This window comes from Streptomyces sp. MK7, assembly GCF_032658145.1.
In the GTDB taxonomy this organism is placed as follows: Bacteria; Actinomycetota; Actinomycetes; order Streptomycetales; family Streptomycetaceae; genus Streptomyces; species Streptomyces spiralis.
The window spans coordinates 1-630 of record NZ_JAVACL010000138.1 but is presented as its reverse complement, the minus strand read 5'-3'; the positions used below and the strand labels follow the sequence as shown (position 1 = coordinate 630).

General features: G+C 67.8%; 1 pseudogene. It reads right to left on the bottom strand.

Features of this window, described 5'->3' with window-relative positions:
• Window positions 1–630: pseudogene (locus R2S09_RS40180) on the bottom strand (ISAzo13 family transposase); the annotation flags it as partial.

Sequence of the window (630 nt, the reverse complement as noted above, 5' to 3'; positions counted from 1 at the left end):
GGGACGCGTATCTCAATAACTGTCAGGGTTGATCTTCCTGGTGGTCCTTGTCGGGTAGGCGTGCTCGGAGCTGTTCGATGGTGCGGGCGGGTGATCCGGGCAGGGGTGTGACGATGATGCGGTGCAGGTCCAGGAGCCGGTGGCCGTCTTGGAACTGGTTGGAGAGGTTGGTGCGGGTGACGCCCAGCAGCTGAGCCAGCAGGGTGCTGGTGATCGCCTTGCGTCGGCGCAACAGCGCCGCCAGGAGGCGGTGGTAGTGGTCAATGCTGCTGGTCTGCGGGTGGAGGTAGCTGCGGGGCCGGTGGAAGCGTCGTTGGAAGGCGGCCTCGGCCAGGGCGTCCCAGTACGGCTCGGAGGCTGCCACCAGGTGTTCGAGCTCGGACCGCGGCATGCCGGTCAGGGCCGGATCGCTGAGCATCTCGGTCATGTCGGGGTCGATCCGCCGGACGACTGGTGCCTCTGGGTTCTTCGGCGGGACGGGAGCCAGGGTGTAGTTCCAGTCGCCGTGGAACGCGTCGGGTGTGATCGGCAGGGCCTGGAACTCGGCAGCGGTCACCGTTGACCCCAGGCGGTAGCTGCCGGTGTCCAGCTCGGCGCCGATGGTCAGCCCGGTGCGGGTGGTCGTAGCGG